16 protein-coding genes and 1 pseudogene are annotated in these 19,714 nt (G+C 67.0%); 8 read left to right on the forward strand and 9 right to left on the reverse strand.

From position 1 onward, the window contains the following. The 6 genes and pseudogenes from VE759_RS06870 to rpmF all read right to left on the reverse strand — a co-directional run. Positions 1-176, reverse strand: a pseudogene (locus VE759_RS06870) (porin); the annotation flags it as partial. A 660-nt stretch (positions 177-836) separates the two neighbouring features. Continuing rightward, a complete protein-coding gene (locus tag VE759_RS06875; RefSeq protein ID WP_324929631.1) occupies positions 837-1,382 on the reverse strand; it encodes a MogA/MoaB family molybdenum cofactor biosynthesis protein in 546 nt (181 codons plus the stop codon). Between the two features lie 65 nt (positions 1,383-1,447). Next, a complete protein-coding gene (locus VE759_RS06880; protein ID WP_324929512.1) occupies positions 1,448-2,863 on the reverse strand; it encodes a S1C family serine protease in 1,416 nt (471 codons plus the stop codon). A 51-nt stretch (positions 2,864-2,914) separates the two neighbouring features. Further along, the gene (locus VE759_RS06885) at positions 2,915-4,441 is read right to left on the reverse strand and encodes a HAMP domain-containing sensor histidine kinase (RefSeq protein WP_324929514.1); all 1,527 of its coding nucleotides are present in this window, start codon (positions 4,439-4,441) and stop codon (positions 2,915-2,917) included. Beyond that, positions 4,441-5,127 (reverse strand): two-component system response regulator MprA, encoded by a 687-nt coding sequence (gene mprA, locus VE759_RS06890; protein ID WP_324929516.1) that lies wholly within the window; start codon positions 5,125-5,127, stop codon positions 4,441-4,443. The genes VE759_RS06885 and mprA overlap by 1 nt, the downstream gene beginning before the upstream one ends. A 71-nt stretch (positions 5,128-5,198) precedes the next feature. Next, on the reverse strand, positions 5,199-5,372 hold the full coding sequence (gene rpmF / locus VE759_RS06895) for a 50S ribosomal protein L32 (RefSeq protein WP_324929518.1): 174 nt from the start codon (positions 5,370-5,372) through the stop codon (positions 5,199-5,201). Positions 5,373-5,563: 191 nt separating this feature from the next. Here rpmF and VE759_RS06900 point away from each other — a divergent pair, with 191 nt between their 5' ends. From VE759_RS06900 to VE759_RS06925, 6 genes are read left to right on the forward strand one after another with little or no spacing between them, the layout of a single operon-like run. After that, a complete protein-coding gene (locus VE759_RS06900; RefSeq protein WP_324929520.1) occupies positions 5,564-7,333 on the forward strand; it encodes an acyclic terpene utilization AtuA family protein in 1,770 nt (589 codons plus the stop codon). Next, complete coding sequence (locus VE759_RS06905) at positions 7,330-8,481, forward strand: acyl-CoA dehydrogenase family protein (protein ID WP_324929522.1); 1,152 nt, start codon at positions 7,330-7,332, stop codon at positions 8,479-8,481. Before VE759_RS06900 ends, VE759_RS06905 begins: the two co-directional genes overlap by 4 nt. Positions 8,482-8,483: 2 nt before the next feature. Continuing rightward, on the forward strand, positions 8,484-10,073 hold the full coding sequence (locus tag VE759_RS06910) for an acyl-CoA carboxylase subunit beta (RefSeq protein ID WP_324929633.1): 1,590 nt from the start codon (positions 8,484-8,486) through the stop codon (positions 10,071-10,073). Continuing rightward, complete coding sequence (locus tag VE759_RS06915; protein ID WP_324929524.1) at positions 10,073-12,052, forward strand: acetyl/propionyl/methylcrotonyl-CoA carboxylase subunit alpha; 1,980 nt, start codon at positions 10,073-10,075, stop codon at positions 12,050-12,052. Before VE759_RS06910 ends, VE759_RS06915 begins: the two co-directional genes overlap by 1 nt. Positions 12,053-12,064: 12 nt before the next feature. Then, positions 12,065-13,231 carry an acyl-CoA dehydrogenase gene (locus VE759_RS06920; protein WP_324929526.1) on the forward strand — a complete coding sequence of 389 codons (1,167 nt, stop codon included), beginning with the start codon at positions 12,065-12,067 and terminating at the stop codon, positions 13,229-13,231. Then, positions 13,231-14,010: an enoyl-CoA hydratase family protein gene (locus VE759_RS06925; protein WP_324929528.1), complete on the forward strand. Its 780-nt coding sequence runs from the start codon at positions 13,231-13,233 to the stop codon at positions 14,008-14,010. Before VE759_RS06920 ends, VE759_RS06925 begins: the two co-directional genes overlap by 1 nt. Here the strand turns inward: VE759_RS06925 and VE759_RS06930 are convergent. After that, a complete protein-coding gene (locus VE759_RS06930) occupies positions 14,005-14,808 on the reverse strand; it encodes an endonuclease/exonuclease/phosphatase family protein (RefSeq protein ID WP_324929530.1) in 804 nt (267 codons plus the stop codon). The genes VE759_RS06925 and VE759_RS06930 overlap by 6 nt on opposite strands. A gap of 32 nt (positions 14,809-14,840) precedes the next feature. On the opposite strand from VE759_RS06930, the gene VE759_RS06935 reads away from it, so the two are divergent. Continuing rightward, positions 14,841-15,611: an SDR family oxidoreductase gene (locus VE759_RS06935; protein ID WP_324929532.1), complete on the forward strand. Its 771-nt coding sequence runs from the start codon at positions 14,841-14,843 to the stop codon at positions 15,609-15,611. A 76-nt stretch (positions 15,612-15,687) separates the two neighbouring features. Further along, positions 15,688-16,275 carry a DUF1707 domain-containing protein gene (locus tag VE759_RS06940; protein ID WP_324929535.1) on the forward strand — a complete coding sequence of 196 codons (588 nt, stop codon included), beginning with the start codon at positions 15,688-15,690 and terminating at the stop codon, positions 16,273-16,275. 15 nt (positions 16,276-16,290) lie between these two features. Here VE759_RS06940 and VE759_RS06945 read toward each other — a convergent pair whose 3' ends face one another. Both VE759_RS06945 and VE759_RS06950 read right to left on the reverse strand, forming a co-directional pair. Continuing rightward, entirely contained in the window at positions 16,291-18,300 is a 2,010-nt protein-coding gene (locus tag VE759_RS06945) for a VWA domain-containing protein (protein ID WP_324929537.1), read from the reverse strand. Continuing rightward, on the reverse strand, positions 18,293-19,675 hold the full coding sequence (locus VE759_RS06950; RefSeq protein ID WP_324929539.1) for a sigma 54-interacting transcriptional regulator: 1,383 nt from the start codon (positions 19,673-19,675) through the stop codon (positions 18,293-18,295). The genes VE759_RS06945 and VE759_RS06950 overlap by 8 nt, the downstream gene beginning before the upstream one ends. Positions 19,676-19,714: the final 39 nt, after the last annotated feature.

Consider the following 19,714-nt stretch of genomic DNA (forward strand, 5'->3'; position numbering starts at 1 on the left):
TCCAACGGATACACACCATTGAGGAAGGTGTCCCACTGCTGGATCACCATTGTGCGGCCCTTGCCATCCACCAGGCTCAGCTCGTTGTCCAAACCCGCGTGAGAGGTGCCCGTACTCACGAACAACGCCGCCAACGCGGCAGTCAGAGCGACCAGCACCCGAGCGATAACCTTCATCTTCTCCCCTGGTGTCGACGGCGACCTTGTCACAGCCGCCCCATCTGTTGTTCGTGCTGGGTCAAATGTCTGCCATCACATGCCACAAGAGCACCAAATGAACATCCTCACAGAGTGCTCTTAGGCCAACCTCATTGTTTGACACGAGGAACATAACGGGGCCCCATCGCGTCGGCAACGCATACGCTCCAACGGCCCATCCGCCCTTATGGCACGATCTTGTTTGCTACAAGTGGGGAGGATCGCGTTCAGCGCACCAGGCGAACGACGACCACCCGAATTTGACGAGCCAACCACTCTAAGCGTCAAGCAGCATTCTCGCAGCTTGCTGCGTAGTGTCGACGCGACAGACGATCGGCAACGCCTGCAAATGCGCCCGACACAATCACTAATACGAGTTGCTAACGATTCGCCTACGCGGCACGTCCACCTTAGCTGGCAGGCGCCCAAAGCGCGATCATCGCCACCCAGCAGCGGTGGGTGTGACGAAGGTCACATTCACAGAGCATTCACTGCTTCCTACACTTCGTGCCTCGGCGATAATTCTCGGCCAGGGCATATGCAGAGGTTGCGACTTTGCTACATATCCAACCGGTCGACTGATATTCGACCGAACTACGCAAGTTAGCTACCTAGACGGCCTAATGCTCGCGCAGGCGCTCAGATTTCCAGGCTCGACAGCTGACCGATGATCTGGATCGCCAACGGATTCAGCGTCGCCATGCCGTCCCGCACCGCGTACCGCGACCCGGCAAGGTTGACGACCAACGTGCTGCCGGAGATGCCGGCCAGTCCACGGGACAAGCCGGCGTCGATGATGCCGGCGGCCAGACCAGAGGCGCGCAGCGCCTCCGAGATGCCGAGCAGCTCGCGGTCGAGGATGTCGCGGGTCGCCTCGGGTGTCACATCGCGTGGCGTCACCCCGGTGCCGCCGACCGACACCACCAAGTCCACTCCCCCGATGACGGCGGTGTTCAACGCGTTGCGGATCTCGACCTCGTCAGCGGCCACCGCGACGACGCCGTCCACCACGAATCCCGCCTCGCCGAGCAGCTCGGTGACCAGCGGTCCGCTGTGATCCTCCTCGTCGCCGTGAGCAGTGCGGTCGTCAACGACGACGACCAGCGCCCGGCCCACCAGCTCCCCTGGCTGTCCCATGCCTGCAACCGTATATCCGAGCGCAGACAGCGGCGCGGCCACTCTCATCACCGTCGTTAATCCTTCACCCGGGACGACCCTGAGCCTCGCGCGTTCTTCACCCGTGAGGCTCATCACTGCTGCGCCTTACCGAGCGTGACCTGCACCGTCTTCGGGTTGCCGGACGGGTCGAGGTACGTCAGCGTCACCTTGTCGCCGGGCGCCTTCGACCGAACCGCTGCGACCAACGCGTCGGCGCTATTGACAACCCGGTCATCGACCTTGGTGATCACCACGCCGCTGGGCAAGCCGGCCGCGGCCGCCGCGCCGCCATTCGTCACCTCGACGATTTTGGCGCCGTGGGCGCTCGCGTCGTTGCTCACCTGCACGCCCAGTGACGCGTGCGATGCAGTACCAGACGCAATCAGTTCGTCGGCGATGCGCTTGGCCTGATCGACGGGTATAGCGAAGCCCAGCCCGATCGAACCGCTTTGCGAGTCCGGGGAGTCGCTACCGCCCATGGTCGCAATCGCCGAGTTGATGCCGATGAGTTCGCCATTCATGTTGACGAGCGCCCCACCGGAGTTGCCGGGGTTGATCGCGGCGTCGGTCTGGATCGCGTCCAGCACCGTGTTCTGGTTGGCGGTGTCGCCCGCGGTGGACACCGGCCGGTTCAGCGAGCTGATGATGCCCGATGTCACCGTGCCCTCCAGGCCCAGCGGCGAGCCGACGGCAACGACGTTTTGTCCGACACGCAGATTCGACGATGAACCCAACGTGATCGGCGTCAGGCCGGAGGCATTTTGCGCCCGAACGACGGCTATGTCACTCGCTGGATCGGTGCCAACCACGGTGAATGACCCTGTGCGGCCGTCGGCGAAAGTCACCGTCGTCTGCGCGGCACCTGGCCCACCAGGACCACCAGGACCACCAGGACCACCGGGGCCGCTCGGGCCAACCGGTCCGCCCGGGCCAACCGGTCCAGCCGGCACTCCTGGACCACCCTTGGCGCCGGCGACCACATGGCTATTCGTCAGGATCAGCCCGTCGGCGGTCAGGACGATGCCCGAGCCCTCCTCGTTGTGACGACCCAGATTCGTCTCGAGTTTCACCACACTTGGCACGACCTTGGCCGCGACCTGCTCCACCGAGCCGGCGGGCAGGCTGGCGGCGGGCTGGCTGGGCGCCGCACCGGGCGCGGCGCCGAGTGCGCTCGTCGCGGGGCGATTCGGGTGAACTGCCAACGCGACGCCGCCACCGATCGCCGCGGAAACCACCGCCACCGCGACGGCTCCGGCCACCAGGGCACCGCCACGAGACCGCTTCTGCGGCGGCGGCCCCGGCGGGGGCCCGGCGGGCTGAGTGTGACGCAAATCACGATACGGGTCGTAGGGCTGCCGGTACGGCTGCTGCGCGTATCGCCAGTCATAGGGTTGCTGCGGGGCGGCTGGCCGAGGCTGACCCGAATACGGCTGGCCGACAGGCGGATTCGCACCATACGGCTGACCCGGCTGCTGCGGCGGTGGCGAATACCTCGGGTGGTTCGTCATCTTATTGTCGCTCTTTCTCGAGTTTGCCTCGGAACTGCACAGTGGGTGCCACTACTTTGCGCCCGTCGACTGAGAATCAACTGAGATGTCGCTCGATACATTCCGAGACTTTTCTCCATTCTCCCCGGCAGGGCCAGCGAATTTCTCGAGCGGCACGGTCGGCACCGAGGCTGTCGGCATGGGCACGCCCGGCAGCAACACATATATAGAGGTACCCGGCGGCTGCCCACCGGGAACGGTGTCCTCTAGGCGAAGCACGCCACCGTGTTTCAGCACGACCTGCTTAACGATCGCCAAACCAAGGCCCGAACCCGGCAAAGCCCGCGCCGAGGCCGACCGGTAGAACCGTTCGAACACCAGACGCCGCTCCTGCGGGGGAATGCCCGGGCCCTTGTCGGCCACGAGCAATTCAGCGTGTGACGGATCGACTTGGCGTAGGGACACCCGGACCCGTTCTCCCGATGGGCTCCATTTCGCCGCGTTGTCCAGCAAGTTGAGCACTGCACGCGACAACCCGGCCGCATCACCGTAGACCTGCCAACCGACGATGTCGACGTCGAAATCAACATCGTTTCGGCGCCGCCGAACTCGTTCCAGGCTCCGGTCTATCAGATCGGCCATGTCGACTGGTTCGTGTACCACATCGCCGGCTTCGTCACGAGTCAGATCTACCAAATCACCTACAAGCGTGGATAATTCCTCGATCTGCGCGATGACGTCTGCTCGCAGATCGGCCATCTCGCTCTCCGGAAGGCGCGGGGCTCCCGGAGCCATCGATGCCATTAGCAGCTCGACGTTGGTCCGCAACGACGTCAACGGCGTGCGCAGCTCGTGTCCGGCATCAGTGACCAGCCGTGCCTGCTGCTCACGCGATTCGGCGAGAGCGCGCAACATCATGTTGAAGCTCTGCGTCAGACGAGCCAATTCGTCACTACCTGACACCGGAATCGGACGCAGATCGTCCGTGCGCGCGACGCGTTCCGCCGCGTCGGTGAGTCGAACCACCGGCCGCAGCCCGGCGCGGGCCACCATCCCGCCGGCCACGGCCGCGATCGCCACCCCCATGCCGCCGATGATCAGCAGCACCGTGCCGAGTTGACGCAGCACCATATCGGTGGGCGTCAGGCTCTTGGACAGCATCAACGTGCTGCCGTTGTTGAGCCGCTGGGCCAGCACGCGCTGATGGTTGGCCGTTCGCAGCGATAGCAACAGATCGCCGCTGACGACGTCCTTTTCCGGCTGACCGACCGGCAGGCTTTGGCCCTGCTGGTTGGCGGTGTAGATCGCTCGCCCGGGAATGAACAGCACCGCGTTGACATCCGAGTACGCGGTGCCCTCGATGGCCTTCCCGGGGTCCACGTCGAGCGAGCCGCTCTCGATCAGCAGCCGGGCGCGGCTTTGCAGTTGGTCGTCGACATTCCTGTACAGCGACGCCGAAACCACGATGAACGCGGCAACCGCGACCAGCACGACCACCATCACGACCAGCGACATGGCGAGCAGCATCACTCGCCAGCGCAGCGACAGGGAGCTGGTCGCCGACAATGGTGCGTGCCGTCGTGGCCGGAAAAGCGACATCAGGGAGGGGTTTCACGCAGCACGTAGCCGACCCCGCGCACGGTGTGGATCAGCCGCGGTTCGCCTTCGGCTTCGGTCTTGCGCCGCAGGTACCCGACGTAGACCTCGAGGGCGTTCCCGGAGGTCGGGAAGTCGAATCCCCACACCTCCTCGAGGATGCGGCTTCGCGTCAGCACTCGCCGCGGGTTGGCGATCAGCATCTCCAGCAGCGCGAATTCGGTGCGGGTCAGGCTGATGCGCCGCTGGCCGCGGGTGACTTCGCGGGTTACCGGATCGAGGCTGAGGTCCGAGAAGGTCATCGCGACCGATTCCGCGGTGTCGTCGGGCGTGGTGCGCCGCAGCAGCGCACGCATGCGCGCCAGCAGCTCCTCCAACGCGAACGGCTTGGGCAGGTAGTCGTCGGCACCGGCGTCGAGACCCGCCACCCGCTCTGAGACGGAGTCACGCGCGGTGAGCACCAAGATGGGCAGGTCATCGCCGGTGCTGCGCAGCTGGCGGCAGACCTCCAAGCCGTCGAGCCGCGGCATCATCACATCGAGGACGAGGGCATCGGGACGGTCGCTGGCGATCGCATCGAGGGCCTCGACACCGTCTTGCGCCAGCGCCACCGAGTACCCGTTGAAGGACAGCGAGCGACGCAGCGACTCCCGTACGGCGCGATCGTCGTCAACGACTAATATCCGCACGGCCACTAGTGTCTACGCATCCCCTGAGAGGCACCTGAGAGGCGCGCCGGGTAGCGGGGTGACAGACCGCGTCAGCGTCGGTCGAGATCCAGCAGACCCAGCCGGGCAGCCTTCAGGAGACGGCGCGGCACCTTATGTTGCTGACCCGCAACGGTGACATTGACCAGCTCCGGGCGCTTCGCCTTCCACTGCGCGCGCCGACTACGAGTATTCGCACGCGACATCCTGCGCTTGGGCACGGCCATGATCGAGCTTCTCCTTCTCGGATGCTGCCGCGGGGACACGACTGCGGCGACAATTACCAGCAAGGATAGCTGGCAACCAGGTCGGATTCCAAAGTGCGGCCCGGCCGGGAGGAGGGCGCTGTGGTCCCCGGCACGCCGAGCGGTAACCTACCGGTTGGTCGGGACGACGATGCCGTCGGAGGGAGGTCCGGGTGAACCAGGAGGCTTCGGCGGGCAGGCGCGAAGCGACTCGGGGATCGAGTGCGGTCCGTATCGGCAACTGCTCTGGTTTCTACGGCGACCGGCTCGCCGCGATGCGCGAAATGCTGACCGGCGGCGACCTGGACTACCTCACCGGCGATTATCTCGCCGAGCTGACGATGTTGATCCTGGCCCGCGACCGCGCCAAGGCGCCGGACCGCGGCTACGCCAAGACCTTCCTGACCCAGCTCGAGGACTGCCTCGGTCTTGCCCATGATCTTGGGGTGCGCATCGTCGCCAATGCCGGCGGGCTGAACCCGGCGGGGCTGGCCGACGCGGTGCGCAATCTGGCGGACAGGCTCGGCGTGCCGGCCCGCGTGGCCCACGTCGAGGGCGACGACCTGCTGCCCAGGGCGGCCGAATTAGGGCTCGCAGCCGGGGGGCCGGCGACATCTGGCGTCGGCACACCGCTGGCGGCCAACGCCTACCTCGGCGCGTGGGGCATCGTCGACTGTCTCAACAGCGGTGCCGACGTCGTAGTGACCGGACGCGTCACGGACGCCTCGGTGATCGTCGGGCCCGCCGCCGCGCACTTCGGCTGGGGGCGCACCGATTACGACCAACTCGCCGGCGCGGTGGCCGCGGGCCACATCATCGAATGCGGGGTGCAGACCACCGGCGGCAATTACGCGTTCTTCACCGAAATCTCGGATCTGACCCATGGCGGATTCCCGATCGCCGAGGTACATGCCGACGGCTCGTCGGTGATCACCAAACATCCCGGCACCGGCGGGCAAGTCAGCGTCGGCACCGTGACCGCGCAACTGCTCTACGAGGTCACCGGCGCCCGTTACGCCAACCCCGATGTGACGCTGCGGATCGACACGATCGAGCTGAGCGACGACGGACCCGACCGCGTGTGGGTGCGCGGAGTCAAGGGTGAACCGCCGCCGCCCACGCTGAAAGTGTCGCTGAACACCATCGGCGGATTCCGCAACGAGATGACGTTCGTGCTGACCGGTTTGGACATCGATGCCAAGGCCGAACTGGTGCGGCGCCAGCTCGAAACCGGGCTGACCGTCAAACCAGCGGAGCTTGAGTGGACGCTGGCGCGCACCGACCACCCCGACGCCGACACCGAAGAGGCTGCCAGCGCGCTGCTGCGGTGCGTAGCGCGCGACCCGGATCCCGCTAACGTCGGCCGCCAATTCTCCAGCGCCGCTGTCGAACTGGCTTTAGCGAGCTATCCGGGCTTCCACACGACCGCACCACCAGGCGACGGCCAGGTGTATGGCGTCTTCAACGCCGGCTGGGTGCCCGCCGACGCGGTGCCACATATTGCCGTTCATGCCGACGGTAGCCGCACCGAGATCCCTGCGGCCGCGGAGACCCGAGAGCTGCTGCCCGTCCCGCCCTTCGCGCTGCCCGAACCGCTTCCCTTCGGGGAGACTCGACGGCTACCGCTCGGCGTGATCGCCGGCGCCCGCAGCGGCGACAAGGGCGGCAGCGCCAATGTCGGACTGTGGGTGCGCACCGGCGACCAATGGCGTTGGCTGGCCTACGCTTTGACGGTGGAGAAGCTGCGCGAGCTGTTGCCCGAGGCGGCGCACCTGCCGATCACCCGCCACGTGTTGCCGAACCTGCGGGCAGTCAACTTCGTCATCGAGGGCATTCTTGGTGCGGGCGTGGCTTATCAGGCTCGGTTCGACCCCCAGGCCAAGGGCCTCGGTGAATGGCTGCGCAGCCGACACGTCGACATACCGGAAACCCTGCTGCCATGAGCATTTGGTCGACGCCGGAACGCGAGCAGCTGCGAAAGACGGTGCGCGCCTTCGCCGAACGCGAAGTGCTGCCGCACATCGACGAGTGGGAACGCGTCGGCGAACTGCCACGCGATCTGCACCGGCGCGCCGGCGACGCGGGTCTGCTCGGCGCGGACCTGCCCGAATCGGTGGGTGGCGGAGGCGGGGATGGCGCCGACTCGGTGATCATCTGCGAGGAAATGCACTATGCCGGTACGCCGGGCGGTGTCTTTGCTTCGTTGTTCACCTGCGGCATCGCGGTGCCCCACATGATCGCCTCGGGCGATCAACGGTTCATCGACGAATTCGTTCGGCCCACGCTGCGCGGCGACAAGATCGGCGCGCTGGCGATCACCGAACCCGGCGGCGGGTCGGACGTCGGGCACCTGCGCACCAGCGCCCGACGCGACGGCGACGACTACATCATCAACGGCGCCAAAACCTACATCACCTCGGGAGTGCGCGCCGACTACATCGTCACCGCCGCGCGCACCGGCGGGCAGGGCGCCGCCGGGGTATCGCTGATCGTTGTCGCAAAGGGCACCCCGGGATTTGAGGTGACCCGCAAACTCGACAAGATGGGTTGGCGGTCCTCGGACACCGCCGAACTGTCATACACCGACGTGCGGGTTCCGTCCGCCAACCTGATCGGCGGCGAGAACACCGGCTTTTCCCAGATCGCCGCCGCGTTTGTGTCCGAACGCGTCGGCCTTGCCGCGCAGGCGTATTCGAGCGCGCAGCGCTGCCTCGACATCACCGTCCAGTGGTGTCGCGACCGGGAAACGTTCGGGCGACCGCTCATCTCGCGGCAGGCCGTGCAGAACACGCTGGCCGAGATGGCGCGTCGCATCGACGTCGCGCGGGTGTATACCCACCATGTCGTCGAGCGCCAACTCGCCGGCGACACCACCAACCTGATTCCGCACGTGTGCTTCGCCAAGAACACCGCGGTCGAGGCCGGCGAGTGGGTGGCCAACCAGGCCGTACAACTGTTCGGTGGCCTCGGCTACATGGCAGAAAGCGAAATCGAGAGGCAATACCGCGACATGCGGATCCTCGGCATCGGCGGCGGAACCACTGAAATCCTCACCGCCCTCGCCGCCAAGACGCTCGGATACCAGTCATGACCGTGCTGCGGTCCACGCTGGACGCCGCCTCGCCGGCTTACCTGGAGGCGGCCGAGGCGATGACGGCCAAGCTCGCCGAGATCGACGCCGAGCACGCCAAGGCGCTGGCCGGCGGCGGTCCGAAGTACGTCGACCGCCACCACGCCCGCGGAAAATTGACCGCGCGCGAACGCATCGAACTGCTGCTCGACCCGGATTCGCCATTCCTCGAACTGAGCCCGCTGGCCGCGTGGGGCAGCGAATTTCAGGTCGGGGCGAGCGTAATCGTTGGAATCGGCTCGGTCAGCGGCGTCGAATGCATGCTGGTCGCCAACGACCCCACCGTCAAGGGCGGCACCAGCAACCCGTGGACGCTGCGAAAGTCCTTGCGGGCCGACCAAATCGCCTTCGAGAACCGCTTACCGGTGATCTCGCTGGTGGAATCCGGGGGCGCCGATCTGCCCACCCAGAAGGAAGTATTCATCCCCGGTGGCCAGATGTTCCGCGACCTGACCCGGCTGTCGGCCGCCGGTATTCCCACCATCGCGTTGGTGTTCGGCAACTCCACCGCGGGCGGCGCGTACATACCCGGCATGTCCGACCATGTGGTGATGATCAAGGAGCGATCGAAGGTGTTCCTCGCCGGGCCGCCCCTGGTGAAGATGGCCACCGGCGAGGAGTCCGATGACGAATCCCTCGGCGGCGCCGAAATGCACGCCCGCACTTCGGGTCTGGCCGACTACTTCGCCGTCGACGAGCTTGATGCGCTGCGCCTCGGTCGGCGCATTGTGGCCCGGCTGAACTGGAAGAAACAGGGCCCCACACCGGGACCGGTCACCGAGCCGCAGGCCGACCCCGAGGAGTTGCTCGGCATCGTCCCGCCGGACCTGCGGATCCCGTTCGACCCGCGGGAGGCCATCGCCCGCATCGTCGACGGCTCCGAATTCGACGAATTCAAGGCACTTTACGGGTCGTCGCTGGTCACCGGCTGGGCGACGCTGCACGGCTATCCGATCGGCATCCTCGCGAATGCCCGCGGCATCCTCTTCAGTGAGGAATCGCAGAAGGCCACGCAGTTCATCCAGCTGGCCAACCGCGCCGACACACCGTTGCTGTTCCTGCACAACACCACCGGCTACATGGTCGGAAAGCAGTACGAAGAGCGCGGCATGATCAAGCACGGCTCGATGATGATCAATGCCGTATCCAATTCCCGGGTGCCGCACCTGTCCCTGCTGATCGGCGCTTCCTACGGCGCAGGGCATTACGGGATGTGCGGGCGCGCGTACGATCCGCGGTTTCTGTTCGCCTGGCCCAGCGCCAAGGCCGCCGTCATGGGCGGCACCCAGCTCGCGGGCGTGATCTCGATCGTCAGCCGTGCCGCCGCCGAGGCGCGCGGCCAGCAGGTCGACGAACAGGCCGACGCGGCGCTGCGGGCCGCCATCGAAGCCCAGATCGAGGCCGAGTCGTTGCCGATGTTCCTGTCCGGGCGCCTCTACGACGACGGCGTCATCGACCCGCGCGACACCCGAACGGTGCTGGGCATGTGCCTGTCGGCCATCGCGAACGCGCCGATCAAGGGCACCTCCAACTTTGGCGTCTTCCGGATGTGATGGGCATGCGTACCGTGCTGGTAGCCAACCGCGGCGAGATTGCGCGCCGCGTCTTCGCGACGTGTCGCCGCCTCGGCATCGGCACCGTCGCGGTGTACACCGAACCCGACGCCGAATCCCCCCACGTGGCCGAGGCCGACACCCGCGTGCGGCTGCCGGGCACCGGCGGGTACCTCGACGCCGACGCATTGATCGCCGCGGCGAAGGCGGCCGGCGCCGATGCCATTCACCCCGGCTATGGCTTCCTCTCGGAGAACGCGGAATTCGCCTCGGCGGTACCGGATGCGGGCCTGACCTGGATCGGGCCTCCCGCGGCTGCCGTCGCGGCGATGGGCAGCAAGATCGAGGCCAAGAAGATGATGTCGGCCGCCGGTGTGCCCGTGCTCGATGAACTCGACCCCGCCACCGTTGCCGAATCTCAGCTGCCGGTGCTGGTCAAGGCGTCGGCTGGCGGCGGCGGCCGCGGGATGCGGGTGGTCACCGCATTGGCCTCGCTGCCGGGCGAAGTCGCGGCCGCTCGGCGGGAAGCGGCCTCGGCGTTCGGCGACGAAACAGTGTTTTGCGAGCGTTATCTGCCCACCGGGCACCACATCGAGGTGCAGGTGCTGGCCGATGAGCACGGCACCGTGTGGGCGGTCGGCGAGCGCGAATGCTCCATCCAGCGCCGGCATCAGAAGGTCATCGAGGAGGCGCCGTCGCCGTTGGTGGAGCGCACCCCGGGCATGCGCGACAAGCTGTTCGACGCGGCCCGGCTGGCCGCGGCGGCAATCGGCTACACAGGCGCGGGCACAGTGGAGTTCCTCGCCGACGACGACGGTGCTTTCTACTTCCTCGAGATGAATACCCGACTGCAGGTCGAGCACCCGGTCACCGAATGCGTCACCGGACTCGACCTTGTCGAGCTGCAGCTGCAGGTCGCCAGCGGTATTCACCTCCCGCCCGAACCACCTGGCGGGCAAGGGAATTCGATCGAAGCACGGCTCTACGCCGAAGACCCGGCGCGCGATTGGCGACCACAGGCCGGGACCATTCACCGGTTCGAGGTGTCGACGGCATCCACCGCGTTCGCGCCGCTGACCCATACCGGCGTGCGCGTGGACTCCGGCGTCGTCGACGGCTCGCAAGTGTCGATCTACTACGACCCGATGTTGGCGAAGGTCATTTCCTACGCACCCACCCGCAGCCAGGCCGCGGGGTTGCTGGCCGACGCGCTGGCCCGCGCCCGTGTGCACGGTGTCCGCACCAACCGCGACCTCCTCGTCAACGTGCTGCGGCACCCGGCGTTCCTGGCAGGCCAAACCGACACCGCGTTCTTCGACACCCACGGGCTGGCGGGGCTCGCCGGTGCGCTTGCCACACCGTCGACCGTCCGACTTTCGGCCGTCGCAGCGGCCTTGGCGGACGCCGCCGAAAACCGCAACACCGCTATGGTGTTCAGGGCCGTTCCGTCCGGATGGCGCAATCTCGCATCGGGTTATCAGGTCAAGCATTTTCATCGCGCCGGCGCGGATGAGCACGTGATCCGATACCGCTTCAGCCGCAACGGCGTAGAGCTTCCCGACGACGACGGTGTGACGCTCGTCTCAGCGACGACCGACCGCGTGGTGCTGGCGGTCGATGGTGTCGAGCGGCCGTTCGGCGTGGCGCGCCACGGCGCCGAGGTCTACGTCGACTCGCCGCTGGGCCCGGTGCATCTGGCGGCGATTCCCCGGTTCCCCGAGCCCGGCAATGCGCTGGAGCCGGGTTCGCTGCTGGCCCCGATGCCGGGGTCCGTCGTCCGGATCGGCGCACAGGTCGGTGACACTGTCAGCGCCGGCCAGCCGGTGGTGTGGGTGGAGGCGATGAAGATGGAGCACACGATCACCGCACCCAGTGACGGTGTGCTCGCGGAGCTCAATGTGCAGGTCGGCCGGCAGGTCGACGTCGGCGCCGTGCTTGCCCGAGTGGAACCGGCGGAAGCTTCGGAAGCTTCGGATTAGAGAGGACCAACCGTGACCGAAAACAGCTTCATCGAAAGTGAAGAACGCCAAGCGCTGCGCAAGTCGGTCGCCGCGCTGGTGGCCAATTACGGCCAGGACTACTACCTGGAAAAGGCCCGGGCTCACCAGCATACTGACGAATTGTGGAGCGAGGCGGGCAAACTCGGCTTCATCGGCGTCAACCTGCCCGAGCAGTATGGTGGCGGCGGCGCCGGCATGTATGAACTGTCGCTGGTGATGGAGGAAATGTCGGCCGCCGGCTGCGGGCTTCTGATGATGGTGGTGTCGCCGGCCATCAACGGGACCATCATCAGCAAGTACGGCACCGACGATCAGAAGCAGCGTTGGCTGCCCGGCATCGCCGACGGCTCGATCACGATGGCGTTTGCGATCACCGAGCCCGACGCAGGTTCCAACTCGCACAAGATCACCACCACCGCCCGCCGCGACGGCGGCGACTGGGTCCTCAATGGGCAGAAGGTCTTCATCTCCGGCGTAGACCAAGCGCAGGCCGTGCTCGTCGTCGGCCGCACCGAGGAAGCCAAGACCGGCAAGCTGCGGCCGGCGCTGTTTACCGTGCCCACGGACACGCCCGGTTTCACCTACACCCCGATCGAGATGGAATTGATCAGCCCGGAGCGTCAGTTCCAGGTCTTCATCGACGACGTGCGGCTGCCCGCCGACGCGCTGGTCGGCTCCGAGGACGCCGCGATCGCCCAGCTGTTCGCCGGACTGAACCCGGAACGCATCATGGGCGCGGCGAGCGCCGTCGGCAGCGGCCGCTTCGCGCTGAACAAGGCCGTCGACTACGTCAAGAATCGCAAGGTGTGGTCCACGCCGATCGGCGCGCACCAGGGTCTATCTCATCCGTTGGCGCAGAACTACATTGAGATCGAGTTGGCCAAGCTGATGATGCAGAAGGCGGCAACGTTGTACGACTCCGGTGACGACGTGGGCGCCGCCGAGGCGGCGAATATCGCCAAGTACGCGGCCGGTGAGGCCTCGGTTCGTGCGGTCGACCAAGCCGTGCAGTCGTTGGGTGGCAACGGGTTGACCAAGGAGTACGGGATTGCCGCGGCCGTCAACCTGTCCCGGCTCTCACGCATCGCGCCGGTGAGCCGTGAGATGGTGCTCAACTTTGTTGCCCAGACATCGCTGGGCCTGCCACGCTCGTATTGATGAAGACACTGGTTCACTACACCGTCGAAGGCGCGGTTGCACGCATTACTCTGGACTCGCCGCACAACCGCAACGCACTGTCTTCGGGGCTGGTGGACCAGCTGCACCAAGCGTTGAGCGACTCGGCCGCCGAGCCGCATGTGCGTGCGGTGGTACTCGGTCACACCGGTGGCACGTTCTGCGCGGGCGCCGATCTGTCCGAGGCCAGCGGCCGGGACGCGTTCGAGGCCGCGGCAGAACGAGGAAGAGCGCTCACCGCGCTGCTGCGCGCGATCCTCGAGCTGCCGCTGCCGGTGGTGGCCGCCATCGACGGCCACGTCCGCGCCGGCGGGCTCGGGCTCGTCGGCGCCTGCGACATCGCGGTCGCGGGCCAACAGAGCACCTTCGCGTTGACCGAGGCACGCATCGGCGTCGCGCCGGGCATCATCTCGCTGACCCTGTTGCCGAAGATGACCGCCCGCGCAGCCAGCCGTTATTCCCTCACCGGCGAGACATTCGGCCCAGCCGAAGCCGCGCGCATCGGGTTGGTAACGGTCGCGACCGACGACGTCGCGGCGACGGTCGCCGCGATCACCTCCGAACTCGTGCGCGGCTCACCGCAGGGGCTCGCGGCGTCGAAGGCGCTGACCACGAGGGCGATTCTCGAGGGATTCGACCGTCGCGCCGAGGAGCTCAGCGTGCAGTCGGCCCGGCTGTTCCTCTCCGAAGAAGCGCGTGAGGGAATGCTTGCTTTCCTGCAGAAGCGGCCGCCCCGCTGGGCGCGCGACACCGGTTCATAACCGCGGGCACGAAAGTACCGCCGCCACGCCGAAGTGGTCGCTCGGCCACGCGCCGCGGCGCGGCTCGTTGCACACGACATCCGCGGACAGCACACGGCCCGCTCCGTCCGGAGTTCGCATTCCGACGAAGATGTAGTCGATTCGTCGGTCCGGGTTTTGATCGGCGGCCGCGAACGGGTTGGCATTGCTCCACGTGTAGCCGGGCCGCTCGGGGTGTGCGACCTCGAACGCATCCCAGAGGTGAAAGCTTCGGCCGTCCAGTGCGTGCAGGCCCTTGAGGAACCGCACTTCGGTGGCTGCCGCGGTGGCGTTGAAGTCGCCGCACAGTATCGCCGGAAAGTCATCTGAACCCATGCCGACGAAATCGGCAATCTGTCGAACCTGTTGTTCTCGCGCCCAGCCGTCGTCGAAGCGATACGACAAGTGCGTCGAGGAAAACGACACCCGGCGACCACGGAGGTCGGCGTCGACGGTCAGCACGCCGCGCGCCACGTCGCCGGGCGACCCGTCCGCGAGACGACGAGAGCGCGATCCGACGACCGAAAGCCGACTGAGCACCGCGTTGCCGAACTCGGCACCGGAATGCCTGCCGGCGGCGGCGAAGATTCCCGTCATGTCAGTCTTCTCCGCGATCCACGTCGCCTGACACAGCCCGCTGAACCGGACCGCCTCTTGCAGCGCGAGGAGGTCGGGCCGGATGGCGTTTATCCAGTCGACAATCGCGTCGCGTCGCTCCTCCCACCGATGCATGTTCCAGATGTTTAGCGTCATCACGGTGAGCTGGTCTCGCGTCGTCACGTAGCCATTTTGTGTGAAGCTACGCTCGCTGCATGATGCGGCGCGTGTTGGTCACCGGCGGGACCGGCACACTGGGCCGACGCGTGGTCGCAGCCGCCGTCGCAGCCGGGCATGACGTTCGTGCGCTGAGCAGACACGATCGCACCGAAGAAACCAAGATCGATTGGCGCCGAGGCGATCTGTTTGCGGGTGTGGGCATCGACGACGCGGTCGACGGCGTCGACGTGGTTGTGCACTGCGCGACCCAGTTCGCCCGCGATAAGGATGTCGTGTCCACCCGACGCCTCATCGCCGCCGCGCACCGTGCAGGCGTGAAGCACATCATCTACGTTTCGATCGTGGGTATCGACCGCATCCCGCTGCCCTACTACCGGGTGAAGCTGTGCGTCGAGGAAGCGCTGGCTGGGTCGGGCCTTGGCCACACCATCGTGCGGGCGACCCAGTTTCACGACCTGGTCGCCGTAATCTTCGCGATGCAGCGGTTCTCCCCCGTGTTGTGGGCGCTGCGCGGTGTGCGTTTCCAACCAATCGACACGCGCGACGTGGCGTCGCACTTGGTCTCGCTCGTCGACGCCGAGCCCGCCGGGCGCGTCGCCGACATCGGCGGGCCGGCGGTGCGTGAGCACATGGAGCTGGCGCACACTTACCTCGAGTCGCGAGGCGGCCGACGACACGTGATCGGCGTCACGGCGCCGGGTCGGATTCTCGGCGGTTACCGCTCAGGTGCGAATTTGGCACCGGACAATCCGGTCGGTTCCATCACCTTCGAGGACTACCTCGCAGAAGGCCATCATGCGCGCTAGCAGCAGTTCGCGGATGCTAGCGGCAAGTCGACGGTTCGGTGGGCATCATCGCGGCTTCGTCGTAGGCTCGCAACTGATGACGAGCAATTCGCCACAGCGAAACGCACCGATAGGCCCCGCGGATACCGACCGTATCCAGGTGGCCCAGTTGCTTACCGACGCGGCCGCGCAGGGTCGGCTGCAGATGAGCGAATACGAAGACCGCCTAACGAAGGTTTACGCCGCCAAGACCAATGACGAGCTAGACCGGCTGAGTCGGGATCTGCCCGGCGCGTCGACCCGGCCCCGCCATCCGGATGGAGTGTGTCGACCGGCGCCGTCGACACTGTTGTTCGCGATCATGAGCGGCTTCGAACGCCGTGGCCGCTGGAACGTGCCGCGCCGCTTGACCACTCTTGCGCTGTGCGGCGGCGGCGTGGTCGACCTGCGGTATGCGGACTTCACTTCACCAGAAGTGGAGATCCATGCCTATTCGATCATGGGCGGGCAGATCATCCTGGTGCCGCCCGAGGTGAACCTCGAAATACAGGGGCGTGGCGTCATGGGCGCCTTCGACCACAGCGCCAACGGTCAGGGCATGCCCGGCGCACCCCGTGTTGTGGTCAAGGGCTTCTCGCTGTGGGGCAATGTCGGCGTCAAGCGCAAGAAGCGCACGTACCACTGAGGCTGCGGTACTCAGCTACCGCTTGCGCGAGCGCAGATAGTCGCCCACCACGGCTGCGCCCAGTCCGTCCAGGTCGGGAACCACCACGCGGCCGTGCACGCGCCGCGCCACCTGGTCGATGAACCGCGCCAGACCGGGATCGCTGCCCAACCGGAAGATCGTCACCTGCGCGCCAAGCCGCGCCACCTCGTCGAAGCCCTTCACGGTGTGCGCGATTGTGCGCGGATGCGGCGGATAGTCGAAGAACACCTGCGCCGGTTCTGACCCCATATCTCGGTATCCCAGGCCGCCTTCGAGGTGGGCGGTCGGCTCGCCGTCGGTGACCACCAACACCACCGGCTGGGCGGTCGGGTGCCGGCGCAGATGACGGCCCGCCAACGCCAGCGCGTGGTGCAGGTTGGTGCCCTGCTCGTAGACGCCCTCCAGCCCGGTCAGCTCCTCGGCTGTGACCGTGCGTGCGTAGCGGCCGAACGCGATGATTTGTAGCGCGTCGGTGCGGAACCGCGTTCTGATCAAGTGATTGAGTGCGAGGGCCGTGCGTTTCATTGGCAGCCAACGGTTTTCCATCACCATCGAGAACGACGTGTCGACCAGCAACGCCACCGCGGCCTGCGACCGTGTCTCCGTTTCGGACACTTCGACGTCGTCGACGGTGATTTGGATGGCCGCGCTCGGTCCGTCCATCAAATTTCCACTGCCCGCCTGGCGCAGCACCGCGTTCGTCAGCGTCCGCGTGACGTTCCACGGCTCCGTATCCCCGAACTGCCATGGCCGCGTCGCACCCGTCAGCTCCCCGGCCGCGCCCGCGCGTTGGGTCTCACGCTCGCCGCGTCGGCCGGACAACTGCTGGGCGACATCGCGCAGCGCCGTCTGGCCCAACTGGCGCATCGCCTTCGGCGACAGCCGCCATTGGCCGTCGGGGGTGCGATCCAGGAAGCCCTGATTGAGCAGGGCGCGCTCAAGCTCGGCGAGGGTGCGCGCGTCGACGGCGGCCTGCTCCCCTAGCTGGCGGGCCAACGCATCCAGATCGACGTCGTCCATCGACGCGCCGGCGTAGCTCTGCGATAGCGCCTCGGCCAGCTGTTCGAGCTCGGCGATGTCCGACAGCGCCTGCGTGCCCTCGCCCATGCCCAGCGGGTCGTCGCCGGAAAACCGCGACGAACCGGTCCAGTCCTCGCCCGGGCGGGCCCCCTGCAGGTGCGCGTCCAGCCGGCCCAGCGCCTGCTGTAATGCGGGCGTCCCAAAGGCCTGTTGCGCCAACGTATCCAGCTCGGCCCGCTGGTCTGGGCTCAGGCTGTTGCGGAACCGCTGCGCGGCGGCCGCCCGCTTGGCCAGCGAGTCGATCAGCTCCTCCACGTTGCGTGGATTTTCCGGGAAGAACTCGCCGTGCTTGGCCATGAAGTCGTCGAAGTCCTGCTGAGTGTCCTCACCGTGGGCGTGCTTGTCCAACAACTCGTTGAGGTCGTCGAGCATGTCGGTGACGCGCTGGCGATCTTCGTCGGTCGCGCCCTCCAGCGCCTGCTTCATGCCGGCGAAACGCTGGTCCAGCATTTCGCGGCCGAGCAAATCCTTTATCTGCTCGTACTTTTCGCGGGCTTCGGCGCTCCGCCAGTCGTAATCGGCCAATTCCTGCACGGCCTTGGCCGGCGACGGGGACAGCGCGTCGAGCTGCAGCTCACCGAAGCGCGCGTCGTCGTCCAGCGCTCGGGCCAGTTCCTTGCGCTCGGCCAGCACCGCCTCGTCAAGCAGCTTCTTGATCTCCTGCAAAGTGCCGTCAAGATTGTTGCGGGTCAACAACTCTCGACGGCGACGATTCGCCTCGGCCGCCAGTCGGTCGGCACCGCGCAGGCCCTTGGTTCCGCGCCGCAGCATCTCCGATAGCGCCCGGCGCGGTGAACTGCCCTCCATCACGTCGCGGCCGATCTGCTCAAGCGCGTCGCGCAGGTCGACCGGCGGCGCCAACGGGTCGGGGCCGCCGGTGTAGGCCGAGTACCGCGAGGACCGGCCGTGCCGCTGGTTAGCCATACACGGTCTCGCCGTCGCCGCTGACCTTGTCGATGCGCTTGGCCAGATACAAGGCCTCCAAAGCCAATTCGACGGCCGCGGCACGTTCGCCGTCGGACACCGCGCCCAGGCGCCGCTGGATCACCGCGATCGCCGGCACTTCGGGCACCGCCGCCAGCACATCCTTCGCCGACACCCGCTCGCCGGTCGTCACCGCCGAACCGTTCTCGATCGCGACCACCAGCGGCCCGACGTCGATGCCGCCGAGCAGCGTCTGCGCGGTGTCGGCGGTGGCCCTGCGCAGCAAATGCTCGAGCACGGCCTGTTCGCGGCCCTCCTCGCCGGATTCGAATTCGAGCTTGCCGCGCAGCACGTCGATCACTGTGCTCAGGTCGATGACCCGCGCGACCGGATCCTGTTCGCCGAGCACCGCGGCGCGGTGTCTGGCCGAGGCCGCGACGGTCTCGGCCGCCGCGATCGCGAACCGCGCCGACACGCCGGAGCGCTGGTCGATCGACCGCGACTCGCGCAGATAGCGGGCGAACCTGGCGAGGATCTGCGTCAGGTAATCCGGCACCTGCGCCGCGAGGTGCGCTTCCTGTCTGATGACGCCCACCTCGGCGTCCAACTCCAACGGGTAGTGGGTCCGGATCTCGGCGCCGAACCGGTCCTTCAGCGGCGTGATGATGCGGCCGCGGTTGGTGTAGTCCTCGGGATTCGCGCTGGCCACCACGAGCACGTCCAGCGGCAGCCGCAGCGTGTAGCCGCGCACCTGGATGTCGCGCTCCTCCATCACGTTCAGCATCGCCACCTGGATGCGCTCGGCAAGGTCGGGCAGCTCGTTGACCGCGACGACGCCGCGGTGCGCCCGCGGGATGAGCCCATAGGCGATGGTCTCCGGGTCGCCGAGGCTGCGGCCCTCGGCCACCTTGACCGGGTCGATGTCGCCGACTAGGTCGGCGACGCTGGTGTCGGGGGTGGCCAGCTTCTCGGTGTACCGCTCGCTGCGGTGCTTCCAGGTCACCGGCAGCGCGTCGCCGAGTTCGGCGGCCCGCCGGATCGAGCCCGGGGTGATCGGCCGGTACGGGTGTTCACCCAGCTCGGCGCCGGCGATCACCGGGGTCCACTCGTCAAGCAGCCCAACCAGCGCGCGCAGCAACCGGGTCTTGCCCTGTCCGCGCTCGCCGAGCAGCACCACGTCGTGCCCGGCGATCAGCGCGCGTTCCAGCTGCGGAAGCACGGTGTCCTCGAAACCCAGGATGCCCGGCCAGGTGTCCTCGTCCTCGGCGAGCGCCGTCAGTAGGTTTTCTCGGATTTCTTGTTTGACGCCCCGCTCGCGGTGGCCGGATGCGCGTAGCTCCCCCACCGTGCGGGGCAAGTCGTGAGGTTGGGTCACCACTCCACGCTACGACTGCTGTCGAGTGAACGCCGGGTG

Source organism: Mycobacterium sp. (assembly GCF_035640695.1).
GTDB lineage: Bacteria > Actinomycetota > Actinomycetes > Mycobacteriales > Mycobacteriaceae > Mycobacterium.

What these genes read in the sequence shown, in the direction of transcription:
- VE759_RS06875 (WP_324929631.1), bottom strand. Translation starts at nt 1,382, where the DNA reads ATGAGAGTGGCCGCGCCGCTGTCTGCGCTCGGATATACGGTTGCAGGC.
- VE759_RS06880 (WP_324929512.1), bottom strand. Translation starts at nt 2,863, where the DNA reads ATGACGAACCACCCGAGGTATTCGCCACCGCCGCAGCAGCCGGGTCAG.
- VE759_RS06885 (WP_324929514.1), bottom strand. Translation starts at nt 4,441, where the DNA reads ATGTCGCTTTTCCGGCCACGACGGCACGCACCATTGTCGGCGACCAGC.
- rpmF (WP_324929518.1), bottom strand. Translation starts at nt 5,372, where the DNA reads ATGGCCGTGCCCAAGCGCAGGATGTCGCGTGCGAATACTCGTAGTCGG.
- VE759_RS06905 (WP_324929522.1), top strand. Translation starts at nt 7,330, where the DNA reads ATGAGCATTTGGTCGACGCCGGAACGCGAGCAGCTGCGAAAGACGGTG.
- VE759_RS06915 (WP_324929524.1), top strand. Translation starts at nt 10,073, where the DNA reads ATGGGCATGCGTACCGTGCTGGTAGCCAACCGCGGCGAGATTGCGCGC.
- VE759_RS06925 (WP_324929528.1), top strand. Translation starts at nt 13,231, where the DNA reads ATGAAGACACTGGTTCACTACACCGTCGAAGGCGCGGTTGCACGCATT.
- VE759_RS06935 (WP_324929532.1), top strand. Translation starts at nt 14,841, where the DNA reads ATGATGCGGCGCGTGTTGGTCACCGGCGGGACCGGCACACTGGGCCGA.
- VE759_RS06940 (WP_324929535.1), top strand. Translation starts at nt 15,688, where the DNA reads ATGACGAGCAATTCGCCACAGCGAAACGCACCGATAGGCCCCGCGGAT.
- VE759_RS06945 (WP_324929537.1), bottom strand. Translation starts at nt 18,300, where the DNA reads ATGGCTAACCAGCGGCACGGCCGGTCCTCGCGGTACTCGGCCTACACC.